Source organism: Sphingomonas sp. KC8 (assembly GCF_002151445.1).
Taxonomy (GTDB): Bacteria; Pseudomonadota; Alphaproteobacteria; order Sphingomonadales; family Sphingomonadaceae; genus Sphingomonas_E.
The window spans coordinates 1,756,020-1,778,731 of the sequence record NZ_CP016306.1; the positions used below are offsets into that span (position 1 = coordinate 1,756,020).

Below are 22,712 nucleotides of genomic sequence, written 5' to 3' on the forward strand. Positions count from 1 at the left end.
CACGACATGCGCCCCCAATCCCACCGACGCCCCGAACCTGTTTCAGGGTCTATCGTGCGACGGGCGCGGGCGGTGCGGGCGGAGAGATGGATGCTGAAACAAGTTCAGCATGACGGGCGGAGAAGGAGACCTGCCGGGCCACCTCACCATTGCCACCGCACACACCACACCCTCCGTCGTCACCCTGAACTCGTTTCAGGGTCCATCGTGCGACGGGCGCTGTCGGTGCGGGCGGAAAGGTGGATGCCGAAACAGGTTCAGCATGACGGACGGAGGAGGAAACCTGCCGGGCCACCTCACCATTGCCACCGCGCACACCACACCCTCCGTCGTCACCCTGAACTCGTTTCAGGGTCCATCGTGCGACGGGCGCTGTCGGTGCCGGCAGAAAGGTGGATGCCGAAACAGGTTCAGCATGATGGGCGGAGAAGGAGACCTGCCGGGCCACCTCACCATTGCCACCGCACACACCACACCCTCCGTCGTCACCCTGAACTCGTTTCAGGGTCCATCGTGCGACGGGCGTGGGCGGTGGGAGCGGAAAGGTGGATGCCGAAACAGGTTCAGCATGACGAATGGGTAGTAAGCCAGTGATGCGCATCCAATCGAATGTGGAACGCGGCGCGCCGATCGGGCTGATCATCGATGGCGCGCGCGTGGCCGCCTTTGCCGGGGAAACGGTGGCGACAGCGATGCTGGCAGCCGGCGAACACGTCTTTCGCCGCGACAGCCGGGGCACGCCGCGCGGCCTGTATTGCAACATGGGGACGTGCAGCGAATGCCTGGTCACGCTGGTCGCCAGCGGCCGGCGGGTCCGCGCGTGCCTGATCGAAGCCCGCGACGGGCTGGAGATCGCCACGCATGGCTGATGCGTTCGACCTGATCATCATCGGCGGCGGGCCGGCGGGGCAAGCGGCGGCCATTGCACTCGGCGGGCTGGGCCTGTCGATCGCCGTGGTCGACGAACAGCCACGGCCCGGCGGGCAGATCCTGCGCCAGCCGCCGGCCGGGTTCGCGGTGGGCAATTGGCTCGCGGGCCGGGCCTATGACGGGCTGAAGGCGCAGTTGGCGCGGTTCCTGGCGCTGGATGGCGTCACCTGGGCCGGCGGGCATTCCGTGCTGGGCATCGCCCGCGCGGACGACGGTTTTATCGTGCAGGCGAGCGGGCCGAACGGGCTGCGCCGGCTGACGGCGGCGCGGGTGCTGATCGCCACCGGGTGTCAGGATCTGGCCGTGCCGCTGCCGGGATGGACCCTGCCCGGCGTCTATGCGGCCGGCGGCATTCAGGCCTTCGTGAAAAGCCAGCAACTGGTGCCGGGCAACCGGATCGTGCTGGCGGGCACGCACCCGCTGCAATTGCTCGTCGCAGCGCAGATCGTGGCGGCGGGCGGAACGGTGGCCGCCGTGCTGTTCGCGCAGCCGATGGCGGCGATGGCCCGCGCCCTGCTGGCGCGCGGGCGTGTGGCGGTGGGCCAGGCCGGAACGATGGGCGCGGCGGCATCGGCTTTTGCGACGCTTTACCGCGCGGGCGTGCCGGTGCGCTTCGGCGTGGGGGTGGATGCGGTGCTGGGCGACGATCGCGTGGCGGCTGTGCGCACCAGCGGCGGGGAAATCGCCTGCGATACGCTGGGCCTGTGCTACGGTTTCGTGCCGCAATCGGCCTTGCCGCGCATGGCGGGCGCGCGGGTGCGGGCGGCGGGCCGGGCCGGTGGCTGGGCGGCCGCAGCCGATGGGTGGATGCAATCGTCGGTGGCCGGGCTGTTCGTCGCGGGGGAAACGACCGGGGTTGCCGGGGCGCCGGCGGCGATGGCGGCGGGCGAAATTGCCGGGTTCGGCATCGCCCGGTCGCTGGGCCTGATCGACGGCGCCGTCGCCGATCGGCGCGCCAGGCCGGCGCGGCGGCGGCATGGCCGCCTGCTGGCGTTCGCCGACCTGCTCGATCGGGTGGCCGATCCGACCGGCTATTTTCCGGCCACGGCGCCCGATACCTTGGCCTGCCGGTGCGAGGATGTGGAGTTCGCGACGATCGATGCGGCCATTGCCACAGGCGGTTCGGCCAATGCGATCAAGCTGGCCACGCGCTGCGGCATGGGCGCGTGTCAGGGGCGCAATTGCGAACCGACCCTGTTGCGTCGTCTCGGCCGTGCCGGCGATGGCGGTTTTACCCAGCGTTTCCCGGTGCGGCCGGTTGCCACCGGCGATCTGGCGGAACCGGGCTGACGTTGCGATTGCGGCAACGAACTTTGCCAGATCGTTGCGTTGCCTGCGGTGCCCGCGCCCGACACATTCAAGGCGTCCACCACCGGAGTTCGCCATGACACCCGCGCCCGAAAAGCCCCGTTTCCTGTCCGTCGACCATATTTCCTGGACGGTGCCCGATCTTGACGCGGCGCTGGCTTTCTATTGCGGGGTGATCGGCGCGGAGGAACTGTTCCGCATGGGGCCGCTGGACGCCGCCGAAATGCCGGTGGGCGCCGATGGCCGCGACTGGATGGAAAGCCATGTCGATGTGCCCGGCGCGAAACTGACGCTGGTCATGCTGAAACTGACCGACAATATGAACTTCCAGCTCGTCCAATATGACAAGCCGGCCGATCGGCGGCAGGATCTGCCGCGCAACTGCGATCGCGGCGGGCATCATCTGGGCCTGAAGGTCGACGATGTCGACAAGGCGATCGCGTACCTCACCGCCCACGGCTGCACCGCGATGGACGTGATCCACATCGACGCCGGCCCGCTGGCGGGCAAGAAGAACGTCTATATGCGCGATCCGTTCGGCCATTCGCTCGAAATCGTCGATTGACCCCAACCCCTTTTATCGGAGGCTGCCATGGCCAACACCAAGATCAATCCCGCCGGGCTGTATGACGCGCTGGGCTACGGCTTTTCCCATGCCGCGCGCGAAGATGGCGGCCGCACGCTGCATCTGGCTGGGCAGGTGGCGTGGGACAAGGATTGCACCGTCGTCGGCGGGAACGACCTTGCCGCGCAGACCCGGCAGGCGCTGGCCAATCTGCACGCGGTGCTGGCCGAAGCCGGGGCGACGCCCGCCGATATCGTGCGCATCCGCACCTATGTGGTGAACCACAGCCCCGACAAGCTGGGCGTGGTGATCCCCGAAATCGCCGCCTTCTACGGCGATGCGACACCCGCGCCGAACACCTTCATCGGGGTTGCAGCGCTGGCATTGCCCGATTTCCTGATCGAAATCGAAGCGACCGCGGTCGTCGGGTAAGCGACGGTGGCGGCCGTCAGGCCGCCACGGTTTCCAGCGCCGCGCGGACAGCGGCGACGGCATCCTGCGCCTTGTCGCCATCGGGCCCGCCGCCCTGCGCCATATCGGGCCGGCCACCGCCGCCCTGCCCGCCAAGGGCCGCCACCGCCGCCTTGACGAGATCGACCGCGCTGACGCTGCCCTTCAGATCGTCGGTCACGCCGACCGCAACGGAGCCGCGCCCTTCATTGACCGCAACGAGAACCGCGATGCCCGATCCGATCCGCGTCTTGGCATCGTCGACCAATCCGCGCAGCCCCTTGGGATCAAGCCCTTCGATCACCTGGCCAACGAAATTGCGGCCGCCAACCTGTTCCGGCCCGGCATCGTCCGCCTTGGCCGCCCCGCCACCGCCCAGCGCCAGCGCCTTCTTCGCATCGGCCAGTTCGCGTTCGAGCCGCTTGCGTTCCTCAACCAGGCTGGCGACGCGTGCCGGCACGTCGTCGGGCGCCGTCTTGAGCGTGGCGGCAATTTCCTTGAGCTTGTCTTCCCGCGCGGTCAGCCAGGCACGGGCGGCCTCGCCGGTCAGCGCCTCGATCCGGCGGACACCCGATGAAACCGCGCTTTCGGTGACGATCTTGAACAGGCCGATATCGCCCAACGCCGAAACGTGGGTGCCGCCGCACAGTTCGACCGAATAGCTTTTGTCGTCGGCATGGCCCATCGACAGGACGCGGACTTCATCGCCATATTTTTCGCCGAACAACGCCATCGCGCCGGCATTGATCGCTTCATCCGGCGTCATCAGGCGGGTGGCGACATCATCATTTTCGCGGATGTGGCGGTTCACCTCGGCTTCGATCGCCGCGATCTCCAGCGGCGTCAGCGCCTTGGGATGCGAAAAATCGAAGCGGAAGCGTTCGGCCGCGACAAGGCTGCCCTTCTGCGTGACATGGCCGCCAAGCTGCCGGCGCAGCGCCGCGTGCAGCAGGTGGGTGGCCGAATGGTTGGCGCGGACGCGGGCGCGATATTCGACGTCGATCGCCAGCTGCACGGCATCGCCAACCTTGACTTCGCCGCCCTCGATCACCGCCTTGTGGGCGTGGATGCGGCCCAGGGGCTTGGCGGTATCGCTGACGGTGGCGAAGAAGCCGCCGTCGCCGCGCATTTCGCCGACATCGCCCATCTGGCCGCCGCTTTCGCCGTAGAAGGGCGTCTGGTTGGTGACGATCATCACCTCGTCACCGGTCTGCGCCGCCTTCACCCGCTGCCCATCGCGGACGATGGCGATCACATGGCCTTCGCCGGTGTTGCTGGTGTAACCGGTAAATTCGGTGCTGCCGGCTTCTTCGGCAATGTCGAACCACACTTCGTCGGACGCCTTTTCGCCCGATCCCTTCCAGGCCGCGCGCGCCGCCGCCTTCTGTTCGGCCATCGCCGCATCGAAACCGGCACGATCGACGCCATATCCTTGCGCGCGCAGGGCATCTTCGGTCAGATCGTAAGGGAAGCCGAAGGTGTCATAAAGCTTGAAGGCCACGGCCCCCGGCAGGGTTTCGCCCGCCGCCATCGATCCGGTCGCTTCGTCCAGCAGCTTGAGGCCGTTGGCGAGCGTCTGGCGGAAACGGGTTTCTTCCAGCTTCAGCGTTTCTTCGATCAGCGGCTGCGCGCGCACGAGTTCGGGGTAAGCCGCGCCCATTTCGGCCACCAGTGCCGGCACCAGGCGGTGCATCAGCGGTTCGGCCGCGCCCAGCAGGTGCGCGTGGCGCATCGCCCGGCGCATGATGCGGCGCAGCACATAACCGCGCCCTTCGTTCGCCGGCAGCACGCCATCGGCCACCAGGAAGCCCGATGCGCGCAAGTGATCGGCAATCACCCGGTGCGATGCCTTGGCGGCACCGCCCGTATCGCTTTTCGTCAGTTCGCCCGATGCCGCGATCAGCGCCTTGAAGGTATCGGTGTCATAATTGTCATGAACGCCCTGCAGCACGGCGGCGATGCGTTCCAGCCCCATGCCGGTGTCGATCGACGGACGCGGCAGATTGACGCGTTCGTCCTTCGTCACCTGTTCATATTGCATGAACACGAGGTTCCAGATTTCGACGAAGCGGTCGCCATCCTCATCCGGGCTGCCCGGAGGGCCACCAAAGATGTGATCGCCATGATCGTAGAAAATTTCCGAGCACGGCCCGCACGGGCCGGTATCGCCCATCGACCAGAAATTATCCGCGGTCGGAATGCGAATGATGCGGCTCTCGGGAAGGCCGGCGATCTTCTTCCACAGATCGAACGCCTCGTCATCGGTGTGATAGACGGTGACGGTGAGCCGATCCTTCGGCAGCGCCCAATCGCGGGTCAAGAGCGTCCACGCATGGGTGATCGCCTGTTCCTTGAAATAATCGCCGAAGGAAAAATTCCCCAGCATTTCAAAGAAGGTATGATGCCGCGCGGTATAGCCGACATTATCGAGATCGTTATGCTTGCCGCCGGCGCGGACGCATTTCTGCGACGAGGTGGCGGTGGAATAACCGCGCTTTTCCAGCCCGGTGAACACGTTCTTGAACGGCACCATCCCGGCATTGACGAACATCAGCGTCGGATCGTTGTGCGGCACCAAAGGCGCCGATGGAACGATCTGGTGCCCCTGACCCCCAAAATAATCGAGGAAGGAGCGGCGGATGTCGTTGGTCGAGGTCATGGCCGCGACTTAGTGGAGCGCGCGCCGCTTCTCAAGCGGAGTCGCGGCATCAGTCGACACAACCGAATTGCGCAGCCAGCGGTGCCAGCCGTTCGGGCGGCAGCTGACGGGCCATCGCCTTGTCGATGAAGCTTTGTTCCTCGCGCACGATGCGGAACCGGCCGTCGGGTTCCTGATGCCACATCACATAGCCGCAATGCAGGTGGATGTTGGGGAAAGAACTGCGGAAATCCGCCGCTACATACAGGCCCGGCGCCGGCGCATCGGCCGGATCGCGATACCAGCTGAGCCGGGTGATTCGCCGTTTTTCCACCCTGCCCGCCTCCGCATTGAAGCGCTGGGCATCGGCCTTGTAGAGGTCGGGCGTCAGATACGCCTTCATCGACGGCGCGATCCGGGCATAGGCCTTGTCATAGGCGCCGCCGTCCTTCGCCCTGAAATAGGCATAGGTTTCGTCTGCCAGCGCCTTCTGAGTCGCGGCATCGGGAATCGCGTCGCCGGCCTGCAATGGCAGGGCCACCACCGCCAGCAGGATCGACCAATCAGGCAAAAGCATATGGCCCCCCGGCCGCCAGCGCGCGGCCATAAGCCGGGCGGGCATGAATCCGTTCCAGCCAGTCGATCAGATGCGGCCGGCTGTCATCCAGCCCGCCGCGCTGGCGTGCGGCTTCCAGCGGGAAACTCATCATCACATCGGCGGCGGTGAACATATCGCCGGCAAACCATGGCCGCACGGCCAGTTCGCTGTTCAGCCAATCGAGATGCTGGCCCAGCATCGCCAGCAACGGCTTTTTGGCCGGTTTACCAAGAATGCCGAGCCGGCCGACGACAAGGATCGCAAGCAGCGGCGGCATCATCGATCCTTCGGCATAATGCAGGAAATGGCGGTACCGCAGCACGGCATCGCGATTGCCGGGCGGGCCAAGCCGGCCATCCCCCTTTTCCACCAGATATTCGACGATCGCGCCGGTTTCGGCGATGACGCGGCCTTCATCCTCGATCACCGGCGCCTTGCCCAGCGGATGGACCCCCTTCAGCTCCACTGGGGCGAGCATCGTCTTCTTGTCGCGCTCATACCGGACCACCGCATAAGGCAGTTCCAGTTCTTCCAGCAGCCAGAGGATACGCTGCGAGCGTGAATTTTCGAGATGGTGGACGGTGATCGTCATGGCCGGCCGCTCCCGCATGATTGGGCGCTGCAAGGGATGCCGCCGGAACGCGCGGGAAGCGAGGGAAATTTTCCACCCAGGGAGCGCAGCCGTGCGCTGCGTGGGACAGATCGGCGCGCGCCGGATGATCCCGACCCGTCCACCCCGCCTGGCACCCACCGCCTAGAAATAGCTCGGCTCGCCCTCGACGCTCAGATACCAGCGATCGCCTTCTTCGATGCCGATCGCGGTCAGCCGGCCGGTGCGGTAGGCGCCGGTATCGATGCCGATCCGGTTGCCCTGATCATCCGGCTCGTCGAAAATCGTGTGGCCATGGACGACGACAACGCCATGATCCGCCGGGCAATCGAGGAAATCGTCGCGGATCCAGCGCAGATCGCTGATATCCTGTTCAGCCAGCGGCACGCCGGGGCGGATACCGGCATGGACGAACAGATAATCGCCAAAGCGGAAACCATCGCGAAATGTTTCCAGAAAGGCGACATGTTCGTCGGGCACCGCCGCGCGCAAAGCCGCGGCCTGATCCTCCGGCGCGCCGTCCAGCAGGCAGGCTTCGTCGACGCCATAGCTCAGCGCGCATTCGCGTCCGCCGAACACCAGCCAGCGCGGCAGCAGGTCGTCCTCGCCGGAAAGGATGCGGACGAACAATTCCTCATGGTTGCCGGCCAGGAAGATGAAATTCGCAAAGGGCAGCGGGGTTGATCGCAGCAGATCGATCACCCCCTTCGAATCCGGGCCACGGTCGATCAGGTCGCCCAGCATCACGACGAACACCTTGTCGGCCGGCGGCCGCGCGGCATTGTCCCGCTCGATCTCGCCCAGCAGGTCGCGCAGCTGATCGATGCAGCCGTGGACGTCGCCGATCGCGTAGCAGCGGTTGCCGGTCTTGCCGCGCGGAAAGGCCGGTTGCGTGCCCTTACGCAAACGAAACGGAAAGAATTTCATCACGCTTACCTACCAGACGCCCCCTGTCCCCGTCTCGCTTATCCGATCACCGCTATGCCAGGGCATTCCATCATAAAGGCCTAACGCTTTCCCAAGAGATTCGGGATACCCAGCGCACAAACAACGCAGGATGAACGCGATGAGCGACGGAAATCGGCCGACGGTGATGGTGACGGGCGGCGCCGGCTATATCGGCAGCCATGCCGTGCTGGCGCTGGCCGATGCCGGCTGGCGCGTCGTCGTCGTCGACAATCTCGTGACCGGTTTTCGCTGGGCGGTCGATCCGCGCGCCAGCTTCGTCGAAGGCGCGATCGAGGATGCAGCGCTGATCGGCCGCGTCATCGCCGAACATGATGTGGGCGCGATCCTCCATTTCGCGGGATCGGTGGTCGTTCCCGAATCGGTGGTCGATCCGCTCAAATATTATCGCAACAACACGGTCGCCACGCGATCGCTGCTGGAAAGTGCTGTCATCGGCGGCGTGCGCCATTTCATCTTTTCGTCGACCGCCGCCACTTATGGCATCCCCGAAACGGTTCCGATCCGCGAAGATGCGCCCAAGGCCCCGATCAACCCATATGGCGCGTCGAAGCTGATGACCGAATGGATGCTCGCCGATGTCGCGGCGGCCCATCCGATCAATTATGGCGCGCTGCGTTATTTCAACGTCGCGGGCGCCGATCCGGCCGGCCGCTCGGGCCAGTCCACCGCCGGCGCCACCCACCTCATCAAGGTCGCCGCCGAAGCGGTGACGGGGGTTCGCGATCACGTCGCAATTTTTGGAAATGATTATAATACTTTAGATGGAACAGGCGTCCGCGATTATATCCATGTCAGCGATCTGGCCGACGCGCATGTCCACGCGCTGGAAGCGCTGATCGCCAATCCCGGTGACAATCTGACGCTCAATTGCGGTTATGGCCGCGGCTATTCGGTGATCGAAGTGCTCGATGCGGTCGATCGCGTCACCAACCGCCCGATCGAACGCCGCCTGCTCCCCCGTCGCGCGGGCGACCCGGATGCGCTGGTCGCCGACAACAGCGCAATCCTCGCGCGCCTCCCCTGGCGCCCCAAACGCGCCGATCTCGATCTGATCGTCACCGACGCACTACGCTGGCAGCAGCATTTGGTGGAACGCGACGCCCAGGCCTGAACGGCCGTTACATATCCTTAACGACCCGGAGACCAAAGTGCCGGCATCGCATCGGTACAGCGATCGGTCATGTCCTGATTCACCATCCGCATCGCCGGCCCGCCTTCCCCGCCGAATCGTCGTGAAGGTCTTGTTCACCACATCTGCCAACCACCGGCCAATAATTCCGGGCGCAACCTGCATCGCAATTGAGTTGCAGGACGAGTGCGATGGCGGGCTTCACACGGAAATGGCAAAGATGGGCACGCACCGCAGCATTGACGGCGCTGGCAATCACCAGCCCGTTGCTGCAGGGCGCAATCGATCTCTCATCTAATATAGACGATCGATTGCTCGCCGCGCACAATCGTGAACGCGCAACACTCGGAATAAAGCCGCTGGCATGGAATGAAGGGCTTGCGCGTGATGCGGCGGCCTGGGGCAAGCACCTCACCCGCGTCGGCTACCTCGTGCATTACCCCGACAATCCGAACGATCCGGATCCGCAGGGCGAAAACCTGTGGGCAGGCACCAAGGGCTATTACGCCCTCGAAGATATGGTCGGATTGTGGATCAAGGAAAAGAAGGACTACAAGCCCGGCATCTTCCCCAATAACAGCCGATCGAACCGGCTGGAAAATGTCGCCCACTACACGCAGGTGATGTGGCGCAGTTCACGCGATGTCGGCTGCGCCGTCGTGCGGGGCCGCTATGACGATTTCCTCGTCTGCCGCTACAGCGAAGGCGGCAACGTCCTCGGCGAACGGCCGTTCTGAACTCTGATCAGCGCTTCTGAGATCAGGTAAACGGCCGATCCGATTCAGGTGCAATCCCGCTAAAGCCAACCGTCACGTTGGGCACGCCCATCTCGGCCTGCCGACGACGACGCTGGCTTACGCGAATCGCGCCACCGATCAGCCCGAACCCGAGAATCATCTGCACCCATGTCGTCGCGTCAGGCAGCAACGGCACGATCGGCGGCGTCGGATCTACGCCGGTCCGTGGCACGAGCGGGACCACCGACGGCGGGACCACGCGGGGCGGAGGAAAATTGCGAGTCGGATCAAGCGATGCAAAATCCAGCGGCGGCATCACTGCATCGGACACCATCGGCAATTCCATCGACGACAGCACCACCGGAACCGCAGTCGGGCATGGCGCAACCGCTGCCGCGGCGACTTCAGCTGCAGGCGTTCGCACGCGCGTCTTGGGCTTCGCATATTGCCGGGGCGCGGTTGCCTTGTGAACCGCGTCCCGCACCTGCGGCACAGACAGCGTCAGCGCAGCCGAACCAACGACTGGACAAACGCAAGCAGCCATAAGTTTCGCGGCCTTGGAAGCCACCATTGTCTGAAGCACTTTGCCACCCCTCTCAGCGCACGCATACACCCATGCGCTGACTTATTCTTATCGCATCCGTTCCGGATACCCAAGTGCTGATGACGGGTTAACCCTATTTGTCACATTCGCACGGCAGCCGCCTAGCACCCGAACCGCCAAAAGGGAGATAATTTTGGGTCGATGCTCCAAATTTGGACATTCATCATGGTGATTTTGCCGCGAATCACCAAAACCGGCGGCGCTCGTGTCAAAATTATTTACAAATGCTCGGGTAGAAATCGAAGGCAACACGAAGTCCCCAACGCATGGGGAGCCAACTAAAGCCTGCTGGACGTCTCCCAGCTTTTGTTCGATATCAAGCGCGGGAGGATAAGCGCCTGAACGCACACGCTGACATAATCGACGCCGATGGCCGAAATGCCACCGCGGCTCCGCCTTTCTGGACATGGCTGGCGACTCGGATTCGCAGCGACATATTGCTGTGGCTGGGAATGATCGCCCTGGCGATCCCGACAATGGCATCGGTAGCGCGCGACAGCTGGTCCACCGAACAAGGCGCCCATGGCCCGATCGTGCTGGCGACAGGTGTCTGGCTGGTTATGCGCCAGTGGCAAACCGCGATCAAAATCGCGCGACCCGGCTCAACCATCATCGGCCTCATGCTCCTCGCGCCGGCGCTGCTGCTTTACGCATTCGCACGCATCACAAACATTGTGGAGATTGAGGGATTCGCCATGTACGGCGCCCTGCTCTCCGTTCTGTATATGGCGGCTGGCGGCGCGGTGATGCGCCTGCTATGGTTCCCATTACTCTATCTGCTGTTTGTATTTCCGCCCCCCGACACGGCGGTGGCGATGGTTACACAGCCTTTGAAAATCTGGATTTCGCGCGCCACGATCGACCTGCTTTACGCAGTTGGATATCCGATTGCGGGGTCTGGCGTGACAATCCAGATCGGCCAGTATCAGCTTCTCGTGGCAGCGGCGTGCGCCGGCCTTAATTCGCTGATCAGCCTGTCGGCGATCGGGCTATTCTATGTGTACATCCGACACAACGCCAACTGGCGCTATGCCGCCCTTCTGATGTTCGCGATTGTGCCAGTTGCGGTGATCGCAAACTTTGCCCGCGTGCTGATTCTCGTTCTGATTACATATCATTTCGGTGAAGCGATGGCGCAGGGGTTCATTCATAATTTTGCCGGTGTAACGATGTTCGCCATCTCCGTGCTTGGCATCTTCGCGGTTGATGCCCTTGCCTCACCACTGCGCCGCCGCCTCGAAAGGAGCGCGACAGCGCAATGAGCGAAACGATCACTCCCCCCATCCCCCCACAACCGGCGGGCCTGTCGCGTCGCAACATGTTGCTGGGCGCCGCAATGCTGGGCACGGCTGCATTTTCATACAGCCGCCGTCCGGTCGCCGGTCCACCGCTTCTCGGCAAAACCAAGCTCGAATCGCTGATGCCCAATCGCATCGGGCGGTGGACCTACGAAACCAGTTCAGGCCTTGTCCTGCCGCCGCGCGACCAACTGAGCGAACGCATCTACGATGAACTCGTAACACGCGTTTATACCGCGCCCGATGGCACGGGGGTTATGCTGCTGATCGCGTATAGCGGCTCGCAAGACGGCATGCTGCAAGTGCATCGCCCCGAAGTCTGCTATCCGGCAAGCGGTTATCAACTGACCGAAACGCGTGAACATAATATCCCGATCACGCCGAAATTTGCCCTGCCGACCCGCTTCATCGTGGCCGAAGGCTTTTCGAGAACCGAACAGCTGATTTACTGGACGCGCATTGGGCCGAGCTTTCCCACCGGCTGGCTCGGCCAGCGCGGTGCGGTGATCGAACAGAATATTCAGGGCAAAATCCCCGATGGCGTGCTGGTTCGGATCTCGACCATCGCGGACAATAATCGTGCCGCCATGGATGTTCTGGACAGCTTCGCCAAAGAATTGATCGTCAGCGTGCCCGACAAAGCCCGTCAGGCGCTGGTTGGCCGGAACGCCTGATTGCGCGCCCCGGCCGGATTGTCAGGCTTTTGGTCCGAAGTTGAACGGCCGCAGCACGAAAATGATGTAACCCAATGTCAGGGCGATGACGGCAACAGCGGCAATCGGCTGCCCCTCATTGCCGAGATAATTCGCCACGGCGCACCCAACGGACGGCCCGAGATACTGCCAGATCGAATCCTGCGGCGGCTCATCGCCGGTCGAGCGCTGCATGAAAAGCACGATCAGCCCTGCAAATATGGCTACCGTGATCCAGTCGAAGACAGTTTCCAAAAACCTTCCCCTTTTATTGACGGAATGCCTGTATGGATGCCGGCAGTCCAGCACAAATCCACCGGCCGATCATGGTTGGGGGCCAATCGAACCACCGGATTGACGATGCATAGGAGAATGATGTGAAAACAAGATTGATGATCCTTGCGGGAACGGCCGCAATGATGCTGACGCTCAGCGCATGCGGAAAGAAGGCCGAAGGCCAGGTCGTTGCGATCGTCAACGGCGAAGAAGTGTCGCTGCAGGAACTGAACGCCGAACTGGCCGGCCAGAACATTCCCGATTCCGTCGACAAGAAATTGCTGATGAAGGAAGTCCTTCAGCGCGTCATCGATCGCAAGCTTCTGGTGCAGAATGCCAAGAGCCAGGGGATGGACAAGGACCCTGAATATCTGACGCAGCAACGTCGACTGGATGAAAATCTGATGGTCAACCTGCTGGGCAAGAAGGCCGCCAGCAGCGTCAAGATCCCCGACGCCGCCGCAATCGACAAGTTCATCGCGGAAAATCCGCAGATGTTCGCGCAACGGACGCGTTTCTCGCTGGATCAGCTTCAGTTCGATATGCCGGCGGATCCACAACGCCTGTCGGTCCTGCAGAAGGACAAGACCCTCGCCGAAGTTGCGACGTCGCTCGACTCGCTGGGCATCAAATATGTTCGCGGCAACTCGATGCTGGATTCCGCTACGGCGCCCCCGGCCCTGATGCAGCAGATTCTCAAGCTGCCGGCGGGTGAACCGTTCATCCTGCCAGCGGGCGGGAAAGTCTATGCCAGCGTCATCACCGGTCGCGAATTGACCCCGACGCCACCGGAAGTCGCCCGTCCGGCGGCAACCGAGGCCATCCGCCGCCGCGATCTGGCCGATATCAGCACGAAAACGCTGAAGCAGGCCCGCGACAGCGCCAAGATCGATTATCAGACCGGCTATGAACCGCCAGCAAAGGGCGCAGCGCCAGGTACTCCGGCGGCGGGCAACCCCGCGGCAGCGGCTCCGGCGGCGGCACCAAAACCGGCCAACTGATGCCTAGGCGCATGGGGTTATCGGATCGCGTCCGACAGCCCCGTGCGCCACGGTTCAGACTGGCGCCAGTTGCCGATCGGCCATTTGGTGCGGACAGGAAATCGGCAACGGCGCCTGTGGGATGATAGGCCCTGGCGCCCCGCACAATAACGCTAGCGACGCGGCCAGCGCCGCTTCATCCGCGCTGACGGGCGCGCCAGGCGATGCCGAAAATTCGCGGTCCATCGACCAGATAACGCCGCCATAGCCGCCGTGGCTCACTCGCCAGACGATGCGCCCATTCCAGTCCGGCCTTCTGCATCCAGCGCGGCGCGCGTTTCACCCGGCCCGTAACGAAATCGATCGACGCGCCAATACACAGCCCAACGCCAACGGCATCACCGCGCTCAGCGATCGCCGATGCGAGATATTCCTGCTGGGGCGATCCCACTGCCAGAAATGCAAAGCGGGCACGCGCGTCGGCCACAAACTGCGCGGCCTCGGCCAAGGCCGCGGCGTTCGTTCTCAGGCCCATCGGCGGCAGATGCTGGAGGAAAACGACATCCGGCAAGCGGGCACGCAGGGATGACAACATCTCCGCATCCCCCCCGACGACAGCAAGCCGATCACCGGGACGCACGACCTCCGACAATATCCGCGCCGTGAGATCACTCCCCGGCGTCACGGGCAATTTCATGCCCATCCAAGTTGCCAGCCGGGCCAGCACGCGACTGTCGCACAAGCGCATGGCGGCGCCAGCATAGGCCGACGCCAGTCGCGGATCACGGTGTTCCCCATGCAGGCGGATCAAATGATCGACATTGGGTGTGACGACATACGCGAACGGCGCGTCCCCTGCCCGATCCGCCAGCGCCGCGACGATCGCGTCCGGCCCGCGCCCGTCAAATTCGACCCCAAGATAATGCACCGCCGGCACGGGCTGATCGCGCTCAGTAGACATCCTTGTCCCAGATCACCTTGAAAACAGTTTCGAAAATGATGCGAAAATCAAACGCCAGCGACCAGTTGTCGATATAATATCGATCATATTCGACCCGCTTGCGTGCCCGTTCGATCGTATCGATCTCCCCTCTCAAGCCACGCACCTGCGCCAGGCCCGTAATCCCCGGTTTCACCCGATGGCGGGCCGCATAGCCCTTCACCGCATCGAAATAATAGGCATCACCAACCTTCATATGGGTCGCATGGGGGCGCGGCCCGACGATCGACATATCCCCACGCAGCACATTGAAGAGTTGCGGGAGTTCATCAATGCTGAGGCGGCGGATGATCCTGCCGACCGGCGTCACGCGATCATCATTCCGGGTGGTGCGCGCAGCCCCCGTCACGTCGCCCCGATCAACATACATCGACCGGAATTTGAGCACTTCGATTTCAACATTGTTGAAGCCGAAACGGCGCTGCACAAACAGCACCGGCCCTGGACTCGTCAGCTTGATCGCAATCGCGGTAGCGGCCAGCAGCGGCGCCAGAAAAATGATTCCGACCAGGGCAAGGCCGCGATCTTCGACGAACTTCAAAATGCCATGCCAGTCGCGGATCGGCCGCTGCCACAATGCGAGGATGGGCACGCTGCCAATGAACTTCATTTCATAGCGGCTGGTGAGTTCAACCGATTCCCTTGGAATCAGGCAGATATCGATCGCCACTTCGGCAAGATCCGCCAGAATCTCGTCAAGCCGTTCCTGCGTAATCCTCGGGAGTGCAATCAGCACCTGATCGACAAGACCCTGACGCGCCAGATCAACGACGGCATCCAGGCCACCCAGGAATGGAACGCCCCCAAAACCGTCGACATCCACCCGTGTGCGCCGGCCATCCGCAACGCCGACAATCGACAGATAGGGCAGTCGTTCCACATCCAGCAGGGTCAGCGCCCGTTCGGACACCTGTTCATCCGCCCCGTAAATGACAACCCGCTGACCGATATAGCCGGCGCGAACCAGCCGACTGATGGCCCAGCGCAGGAAATATGTACTGACAAAAAGCAGCGCGAGGACCGCGAGCACGTAAATGAGAATCAGCCCACGGGAAAACAATGAAAGCAGATCAAGCTGCCAGACTGTCGCGACAACCAGCATCGACGCGATCATGTAATCGAGCACGCCCCCCTGTTGCACGTCGCCGCCACGCCCCATCGGACTGGAATAAGCGTCACGCGACAATCGGATTAGGAAGTAGTTTACCCCCGTTATGATTGCGGCAGTGTTGTGGATGGTTGGATCATAATCCAGGCCGATCAGCCGTTCATATCCGAACAAGGCGATCGGCACGGCGAGCATCAGGCACAGCAAATCAGTAATTGCCGCCATCGACGCAATGACATTGGACGTAAAGCGCAGCTTTGGCGTTTCCGGGCTGGTCTGCGCGCCCAAGATGGCAATTTGGCCAACTGACTGCGTCATGAACTGCACCCTACCACCATGATCAAAGCCGCCCCATCAGTCGCCGCGCCTGCCCCAGCCACGGTTCGTTGCCCTGGGCTTCCGCGATCGCTTGGCCCACTTGCGCTTTTGCACCGCCACGATCCCCCGTCGCCGCCAAAGCTTCGGCGAGATGATAGCGATATACGGGAATAGCGCGACCATCCCCCACCGCACGGCGAAGCAGCCGCACGGCTTCCGCCTTTTCGCCCCGCTGCAGCTTAAGCCAGCCGCGCGTGTCGAAAAACGCCGGGGTGTCCGAAACAGCCAGCCGCTGCGCGAGCAGTTCTGCTTCGCCCAATGCTTCCGGGCGCTGGCCGTAATCGGTCAAAAGCGCTGCCAGATTGTTAATCGCAATCAGATCGTCAGGTGTACTTTGCAAGAGCGATCGATAGGTAGCGATCGCCTTGATCGGTTCGCCCGTCTGCGCCTGCATATCCGCAAGATCTCTCAGCAAAGTCGGCTCGCCACGCATGCGCTGCAAACCTGTTGAGATAACCCCATAGGCGCCTGCCTTGTCCCCCGCACCGGCCAACATCGTCGCCAGCCCAGAATAACCACTCGGCTGACCAGGGAATTTTGCGATGGTCGCGCGAAATTGGCGTGCAGCACCGTCAGTTTTTCCCTGCGCCAGCAAAACTTTGCCCAAAGCAGCCGGGGCCAAGCTGTTTCGGGGTTCCCGCCGAATGATGAATCGCACCAGAGCATCAGCATCCTGAACGCGATTTGCGGCAATGAGACGCCCCACCGTCTGATCAAGGCCCGCCTGGCCGCGCTGCACCTGATCGGCCATCGCCCGGACATCGGCGGACAGGGCGGCACTTTCCCTGTTTCGGGTAGCCAGCAAGCCGGCCATCGCGCGCGACGCGTCCTGCCCACCCCGCAAATTTGCCAAAGCGGTCAATGCCGTGCGAGCACATTCCTCTTCGCCGACACTGATGCAAAGCCCCGCGCGCACCTTCCAGCCCGCCACCAATGACGGGTTGTCGCGGGTAAACGCCGCGGCTACCGGAATCGCCTCCGGGCGCCGGCCAGACGACTGCAGAAAATCCAGATAACCGGACAGGATTTCGGCATTGCCCGGAAAATCCTTGATCGCCTGCTGGAACGTAGCATTGGCGAGACCATTTTCCCCGCGCACGGTGTAGATCTGGCCGAGCACCACCCGCGCTGTTGCAAGATCGGGATTATCGCGCACCAGAACCTGGCCATCCGCCAAAGCCCGATCGAAACCCCCGTTCGCAATCGCAATGCGAGTGCGCAGCAGCAACGCCCGAGGGTTGGTTTCATCAAACTGGAGGACAGCATTGGCCCGGCGCAAGGCATCGTCCCGTTTGCCCAGCGCGTTTTGGACCAGCGCATAGATGACGTGCGGCTCCACATTGTGCGCCGCGATCCGCGAATCCGCCACGAACGGGCGCAACAGGCGTTCAGCCTCCGATGGTTTCCCGGTCTCCAGAAGATAACGGGCCATGGCGACCTTCATCGCCGGGCTACCTTCCTGGGCAATCCGACGCGCGTCCTCTGCGGGAATCGCATCACCGCCGACTTCGAGCCAAATATCGACGATCCGCCCCTGCGTACCGGCATCATCAGGCTTTGCGCGCTGCAGCTTATCCACAACCGCAAATCCGCCGCGCATATCCCCGTTCAGATAGAGTTCGCGGGCATAATCAAGCTGCATGTCGACATTGCCAGGCGCCACCTTGAACAGGCGGCCAAAAGTGCGCGCGACACCTGCCGAGTCATCGATTTTGCGATAGATTTCCAGCAAGCCCGCCAGGGTCGCCGGTGTATCGCCCCGCTCCGCTGCCGATTTTTCGAGCAAGGCCGCCGCCTCCGCATGCTTGCCCTGCCCCGATAATATCCGGCCGCGCAGCAGCATCGCGCCCTCGCTTCCCGGATCGAGCGCCAGCACCTGATCCGCAAACTGCGTCGCGTCGTCATACTTCTCGCGCTTCAGCGCCACCGATCCCTTGACGAGCAACGCCCTGACATTTTGGGTATTCAGCGCCAGGAGCTGATCAGCATATTTATCAGCGTCGTCCAGCTGCCCACCCGCAAAGGACAGTTCGGCAACGGCGTGGAGCGCTTCCAGATTGCCGCGGTCCAGTTCAAGCACGCGCAGATAGGCGGCATAAGCACCCGCATATCGTTGGAGAGTGGCATCCGCACGCGCCAGAATGAGCCAGTAGGGCGCGATGTCGTCCCGCTCCGCCAATGCTTTGCGTATCTCGATGCTGGCAGCCATCGCATTGCCTTGCTGCAGCAATTGATCAGCCGTCGCGGCGGCGGCGGCGGCCCGCTCTTCGCGTGAGTTGCACGCACTCAGCGCGAACGACAGCGCAACCGCTGCCGCCAAGCCCAATTTGCGGATCGAGGAATAAGACAGATTCGTCATGCCTTCAGCTTGCGGTGCGACACATCACAAGACGCGCCCCTGCGCCCCAAAAGCAGCCAGAGGCAGATAGCATCCCCGTTCGTCATCCGTCCGCCCTGATCCGTTAAACGCACATTGGACACCCGCAAATAGGGCCAATTCGATGACTTACGCGATCCACTTTAATAAGCCTTGAACCGGCTTAAACAATCGTACCGCCCATGCCGCATCCCGCCCCCGCCCCCGCCCCCGCCCCCGCCCCCGCCTCCGCCCCTCGCGTCGATACGAGGTGACGAGGCGGAACAGAAAATGCCCACTGGTCAGTTTCGCCGGCATCTCGCGGCACTTCACTGATCCAATCGGCCGTGTCGCCGTGGCCGGCAATGCAGCGCAATCCGTTACGCTGCCCACAGCCCGCCCGTAATTTCGGTCGCCGAACGGCCTCCGTGAACGCTCCGTCATCGCCATGCAATGTAAAGCTTGATTAATTGAACCTTCAGATATTTGACCGAGTTTGACCCTCATTCACAGTCGCGCAAAGGCCGCAGGCCATGATCTCAGTTCCATTCTTCTCGAAAAATTCAGCGGCAGTACCGCATGCCGCCGCCAAACGCCGACCGATCAACAAACGTAGCGGCCTTCCCTTTTTTGTGTGGCAGTGCGAAACTCGTTTACGATATGGGCTTATCCACGAAGTCCAGCGGGGATGGGGCATCGAGATCATGACATTTTGCCGTACGGCGTTAATCGCCGGTTTGTTTGTTTTGCCGATGGCGGCGCCAGCCCACGCGCAGGAAGGGGCCGCCCCGGCGGGTACGACGGCCTCGCGCGAACTGCGCCCCTACAGAATCAATCCGGGTGACGAACTCGAAGTATATGTGTGGGGCGAAGAACGGCTACAGCGGGTGATCCGCGTTCTGCCGGACGGAACCTTCAGTTTCCCGCTGGCCGGACGGGTCGACGCCCTGAACAAGCTGCCGTCGGACCTTGAAGCCGTCATCTCCAAAGGCCTTGAGGCGCAATATCGCGGACAGGTGCCGCAGGTAACGGTATCGGTTCGCAGCCCATCCGGCCTGCAGGTTTCGGTCATCGGCAAAGTCCGTGCGCCGGGCAGCTTCACGCCCGGCAAATATATCAACGTGCTGGAAGCGATCGGTATCGCCGGCGGCCCATCCGAGTTCGCCGACGTGTCGAATGTGACGATCCTGCGCAAGCAGGGCGACCGGCTTGTGCCGATCAAGGTGCGGTTGACCGATGCCCTGAAAGGAGCGCCCAACGCGCGCGATCTGGGCGCGAACGGCCTGCCTGAACTTCAAAGCGGTGATACGGTGATTGTACCATGATGCCTGATAAGCGCCCCGGCCGGGTTTCCCATGCCGCCCTTGCTGTCGTCAGCCTGGCCGCGACGACGGCAACGGGTGTCGCCCACGCGGAGACGGTGACTGCTGCGCGCGTCGACCTGTCGACCAGCGCCGGCTATTCAACCAATCCGTTTCTTTCTGAAGATTCGAATACGGACAGCGCCTTTATCGAAGGCGCGATTCGACCGAATATATCGTTCATCGACGATCGTGGGCGAACCGAACTGGGTGGCTATTACAGCCGCAGTGAATATCTGCGTCGCAGCATCAGCGCATCGGAGGCCTATGGCGCCAGCGCGCGTACCAACCGCAAATTGAGCGAAAAAGTCGATGTGCGGGCACTGCTCAGCTATGACAGCTCGATCGTCGGCAGCGCGGACGCCGAGGGCAATTTCGACCCGTCCCTCCCTCAATATCCGGACATTGGCCTGATTGGGCAGCGCCAACGGCGCGAGATGTTCAGCGCAACCGCCGGCGCGACAATTCGCCCCAACGCCCGTGACGTCTGGACGATCGATTTCGATGGCAGCAAGGTTCGCTACCCCGGTGATGCGCTGGCTGACGCCAACTACAAAAGTTACGGCGCCCGTTTAGGCTATTCGCGGGCGATTTCAGAAACCAGTACGATCGGCGTGACGCTGGGCTACACCCAGATCGATTATGATGCGCCCAATCAGGATTCCCGCATTATCAGCCCGCAATTGACCTACAGCACCCGCTTTGCCGGTGGCTGGTCGATCAGCGCCGCTGTGGGTGTTTCGTTGACACGGCGCGACCTGATCGTGGGCAAGGACAATTCGACCGCTCTTTCGGGCAACCTGCAAGCCTGCCGTGAAACCGAACGGAGCAACCTGTGCTTCGGCGGTTCGCGCGCGACCAGCGCGACAGGTTTCGGTGGCGCACGCACGCAGACCGATCTTTTCGCGAACTATAATTACCGCCTGTCCGAACGCAGCACGATTTCGGCAAGGGCCAATTATTCGATCAACGGCGATGATGGCCTCGTTCTGCCGGGCAATCGCAAATATCTGTCCGTCGGCACGGATTATTCGCATCAGTTCAGCGAACGACTGCGGCTGACGGCTGCCGTGGCATATCGCGATGCTTACGCACCGTTCCTTTCCCCCGATGCCGATATTCGCGGTTCCATCGGCCTTGCCTATACATTGGGTAGCCGTCGATGAGCGATCCAGCCTTTTCCCCGGAATCCGAAGAAGTTTCCGAAAACCTGCTCAGCCACCTGCCCATGATCCTGTGGCAGCGCCGCTGGCTGGTTATCGTACCGCTGCTTGCGGCAAGCGTCGCGGGGATTGCTGCTGCAATTTTCCTGCCCGCAACCTATCGCTCAAGCGCGGTTCTCCTGGTCGAATCCCAGGAATTGCCCCGCGACCTCGTCGGCTCGCCGCTGACCAGCCTGATCGATCAGCGCATCGCCAAGATCCGCCAGCAGATCCTCAGCCGGCCGGACCTGATCGAACTCATCCAGAATAATAATCTTTATGCTGATGAACGTCGTTCGCAGCCCTTGTCGGTCATCATCGAAAAGATGCGCAAGGCAACTCAGATAACGCCGGTCAACGCCGATATTCAACGCAACAACAACAATACGACGACCATCGCATTTTCGCTGGCATTCGACTATGAGGAGCCGCTTCGTGCGCAGCTTGTCGCACAGGATTTTGTCGAACGGCTGATGAAGCTGGATTCATCCCAGACGGCCGCTGCAGCCGCCAGCACGGTTGCCTTCCTGCAGGATCAGGCGACGACGCTGCAGGAACAGCTCAGCCAGGTGGAACAGCAAATCGAGGGCATCAAGGCGCGCAACGGCATGGCACTGTCCAGCAGCGGCATGATGGGATCGATCATGGGCATGAGCGGCGGTGGGATCGAAACGCAAATTGCCGCGCTTCAACGCGAAAATGCTACCCTCATGTCCCAGGCGCAGGCCGCGGGATCGGTGGAAGGCGATCCGATCGTTGCCGCCGCCACGCAGCAGCTTGCCACCGCACGGGCGATTTATTCAGACAATCACCCCGACGTGAAGTTTGCCGAACAGCGCCTGCGTGAAGCGCGGCAGTCGGCGGCAGCGCGCATCGCAGCATCCGGCCGCAATAATCCGGCCGCGGCCCAGATAGCCGCCAACAATTCCACCATCGCACAGTTGCAGGCAGCACGCGCGGGCGAACAGGCGCGCGCCAATGCCGCTCTTTCCGCACAGTCAGCAGCGCCGCTTGTGATGGAACAGGTCGCCCAGTTGCAGGCCCGTGCCGATGGATTGCGCACGAACTACGAACGCGTGTCGGCCAACCTGATGGCCGCGCAGGCATCGGCCAAAATGGAAAATGAACAGCGCGGCGAACGGCTGTCTGTCATCGATCCACCGGTCGTTCCGGACAAGCCCACGTCACCCAATCGGCCCCTGCTGGTCGTCGGCGGCGCGATGCTGGGTGGTATGATCGGCCTCGGACTTGCGCTTCTGGTCGAACTGATGCTCCGTCCGATCCGCGGGGTCGCCGCGTTGCAGAATTTGCTGGGTGTTGCTCCTCTGGTCGTGGTTCCGACATTTCAGAACAGCGAACCCAGATGGCATAAATTCATGTTCTGGCGCCGCCGTAAGCCGCCCGCGCAGGCGAAAGCCTGAACGGTGGTGCTAAGCGGGGTTGAATCGAGGGAATCCGAGTTTTGATTGTGGAAAACATTGAAAACCGTGGCTCCGTACCATTGGGCTCCGTCATCCCGCGTC

General features: G+C 62.5%; 21 protein-coding genes. 12 read left to right on the forward strand and 9 right to left on the reverse strand.

The window, feature by feature from the left end; genetic code table 11:
• The first annotated feature begins 575 nt into the window (after positions 1-575).
• The 4 genes from KC8_RS08280 (at position 576) to KC8_RS08295 (ending at position 3,235) form a co-directional block, all read left to right on the forward strand.
• Complete coding sequence (locus tag KC8_RS08280) at positions 576-869, forward strand: (2Fe-2S)-binding protein (RefSeq protein ID WP_050805390.1); 294 nt, start codon at positions 576-578, stop codon at positions 867-869.
• Positions 862-2,220: an FAD/NAD(P)-dependent oxidoreductase gene (locus tag KC8_RS08285; protein ID WP_010125142.1), complete on the forward strand. Its 1,359-nt coding sequence runs from the start codon at positions 862-864 to the stop codon at positions 2,218-2,220. The genes KC8_RS08280 and KC8_RS08285 overlap by 8 nt, the downstream gene beginning before the upstream one ends.
• 94 nt (positions 2,221-2,314) lie before the next feature.
• Entirely contained in the window at positions 2,315-2,803 is a 489-nt protein-coding gene (locus KC8_RS08290) for a VOC family protein (protein WP_010125141.1), read from the forward strand.
• 27 nt (positions 2,804-2,830) lie between these two features.
• The gene (locus tag KC8_RS08295) at positions 2,831-3,235 is read left to right on the forward strand and encodes a RidA family protein (RefSeq protein ID WP_010125140.1); all 405 of its coding nucleotides are present in this window, start codon (positions 2,831-2,833) and stop codon (positions 3,233-3,235) included.
• A 16-nt stretch (positions 3,236-3,251) separates the two neighbouring features.
• Here the strand turns inward: KC8_RS08295 and alaS are convergent, their stop codons facing one another.
• The 4 genes from alaS to KC8_RS08315 form a co-directional block, all read right to left on the reverse strand.
• Entirely contained in the window at positions 3,252-5,912 is a 2,661-nt protein-coding gene (gene alaS, locus KC8_RS08300) for an alanine--tRNA ligase (protein WP_010125139.1), read from the reverse strand.
• Between the two features lie 49 nt (positions 5,913-5,961).
• On the reverse strand, positions 5,962-6,468 hold the full coding sequence (locus KC8_RS08305) for a DUF4019 domain-containing protein (RefSeq protein ID WP_037495938.1): 507 nt from the start codon (positions 6,466-6,468) through the stop codon (positions 5,962-5,964).
• A complete protein-coding gene (locus KC8_RS08310) occupies positions 6,455-7,081 on the reverse strand; it encodes a glutathione S-transferase family protein (RefSeq protein WP_010125137.1) in 627 nt (208 codons plus the stop codon). Before KC8_RS08310 ends, KC8_RS08305 begins: the two co-directional genes overlap by 14 nt.
• 162 nt (positions 7,082-7,243) lie before the next feature.
• Positions 7,244-8,026, reverse strand: a complete 783-nt coding sequence (locus KC8_RS08315) for a metallophosphoesterase family protein (RefSeq protein ID WP_010125136.1) — start codon at positions 8,024-8,026, stop codon at positions 7,244-7,246.
• Between the two features lie 139 nt (positions 8,027-8,165).
• Between KC8_RS08315 and galE the strand changes: the two genes are divergently transcribed.
• Positions 8,166-9,179, forward strand: a complete 1,014-nt coding sequence (gene galE, locus KC8_RS08320) for a UDP-glucose 4-epimerase GalE (RefSeq protein ID WP_029624479.1) — start codon at positions 8,166-8,168, stop codon at positions 9,177-9,179.
• Between the two features lie 209 nt (positions 9,180-9,388).
• Positions 9,389-9,934, forward strand: coding sequence for a CAP domain-containing protein (locus tag KC8_RS08325; RefSeq protein ID WP_010125133.1), 546 nt, complete (start codon positions 9,389-9,391; stop codon positions 9,932-9,934).
• Between the two features lie 22 nt (positions 9,935-9,956).
• Here KC8_RS08325 and KC8_RS08330 read toward each other — a convergent pair whose 3' ends face one another.
• The gene (locus tag KC8_RS08330) at positions 9,957-10,358 is read right to left on the reverse strand and encodes a hypothetical protein (protein WP_232455664.1); all 402 of its coding nucleotides are present in this window, start codon (positions 10,356-10,358) and stop codon (positions 9,957-9,959) included.
• 632 nt (positions 10,359-10,990) lie between these two features.
• On the opposite strand from KC8_RS08330, the gene xrtV reads away from it, so the two are divergent.
• Positions 10,991-11,800 (forward strand): exosortase V, encoded by an 810-nt coding sequence (gene xrtV, locus KC8_RS08335; protein ID WP_010125131.1) that lies wholly within the window; start codon positions 10,991-10,993, stop codon positions 11,798-11,800.
• Positions 11,797-12,510, forward strand: coding sequence for an exosortase-associated protein EpsI, V-type (gene epsI / locus KC8_RS08340; protein ID WP_010125130.1), 714 nt, complete (start codon positions 11,797-11,799; stop codon positions 12,508-12,510). Before xrtV ends, epsI begins: the two co-directional genes overlap by 4 nt.
• A gap of 21 nt (positions 12,511-12,531) precedes the next feature.
• Here epsI and KC8_RS08345 read toward each other — a convergent pair whose 3' ends face one another.
• Entirely contained in the window at positions 12,532-12,783 is a 252-nt protein-coding gene (locus KC8_RS08345) for an XrtV sorting system accessory protein (RefSeq protein ID WP_010125129.1), read from the reverse strand.
• A gap of 161 nt (positions 12,784-12,944) precedes the next feature.
• On the opposite strand from KC8_RS08345, the gene KC8_RS08350 reads away from it, so the two are divergent.
• Complete coding sequence (locus KC8_RS08350; RefSeq protein WP_232455665.1) at positions 12,945-13,805, forward strand: peptidyl-prolyl cis-trans isomerase; 861 nt, start codon at positions 12,945-12,947, stop codon at positions 13,803-13,805.
• A 175-nt stretch (positions 13,806-13,980) separates the two neighbouring features.
• Here the strand turns inward: KC8_RS08350 and KC8_RS08355 are convergent, their stop codons facing one another.
• Genes KC8_RS08355 through KC8_RS08365 form a run of 3 tightly spaced genes read right to left on the reverse strand, consistent with a single transcriptional unit; the run spans position 13,981 to position 18,629 of the window.
• Positions 13,981-14,745: a WecB/TagA/CpsF family glycosyltransferase gene (locus tag KC8_RS08355; protein ID WP_029624477.1), complete on the reverse strand. Its 765-nt coding sequence runs from the start codon at positions 14,743-14,745 to the stop codon at positions 13,981-13,983.
• Positions 14,735-16,210 carry an exopolysaccharide biosynthesis polyprenyl glycosylphosphotransferase gene (locus KC8_RS08360; protein ID WP_010125125.1) on the reverse strand — a complete coding sequence of 492 codons (1,476 nt, stop codon included), beginning with the start codon at positions 16,208-16,210 and terminating at the stop codon, positions 14,735-14,737. The genes KC8_RS08355 and KC8_RS08360 overlap by 11 nt, the downstream gene beginning before the upstream one ends.
• Positions 16,211-16,232: 22 nt before the next feature.
• Complete coding sequence (locus tag KC8_RS08365) at positions 16,233-18,629, reverse strand: tetratricopeptide repeat protein (protein ID WP_010125124.1); 2,397 nt, start codon at positions 18,627-18,629, stop codon at positions 16,233-16,235.
• 749 nt (positions 18,630-19,378) lie between these two features.
• On the opposite strand from KC8_RS08365, the gene KC8_RS08370 reads away from it, so the two are divergent.
• From KC8_RS08370 to KC8_RS08380, 3 genes are read left to right on the forward strand one after another with little or no spacing between them, the layout of a single operon-like run.
• Positions 19,379-19,951 (forward strand): polysaccharide biosynthesis/export family protein, encoded by a 573-nt coding sequence (locus tag KC8_RS08370; protein WP_010125123.1) that lies wholly within the window; start codon positions 19,379-19,381, stop codon positions 19,949-19,951.
• On the forward strand, positions 19,948-21,153 hold the full coding sequence (locus KC8_RS08375) for an autotransporter domain-containing protein (protein WP_010125122.1): 1,206 nt from the start codon (positions 19,948-19,950) through the stop codon (positions 21,151-21,153). The genes KC8_RS08370 and KC8_RS08375 overlap by 4 nt, the downstream gene beginning before the upstream one ends.
• Positions 21,150-22,610, forward strand: a complete 1,461-nt coding sequence (locus KC8_RS08380; protein ID WP_010125121.1) for a Wzz/FepE/Etk N-terminal domain-containing protein — start codon at positions 21,150-21,152, stop codon at positions 22,608-22,610. Before KC8_RS08375 ends, KC8_RS08380 begins: the two co-directional genes overlap by 4 nt.
• Positions 22,611-22,712 lie beyond the last annotated feature (102 nt).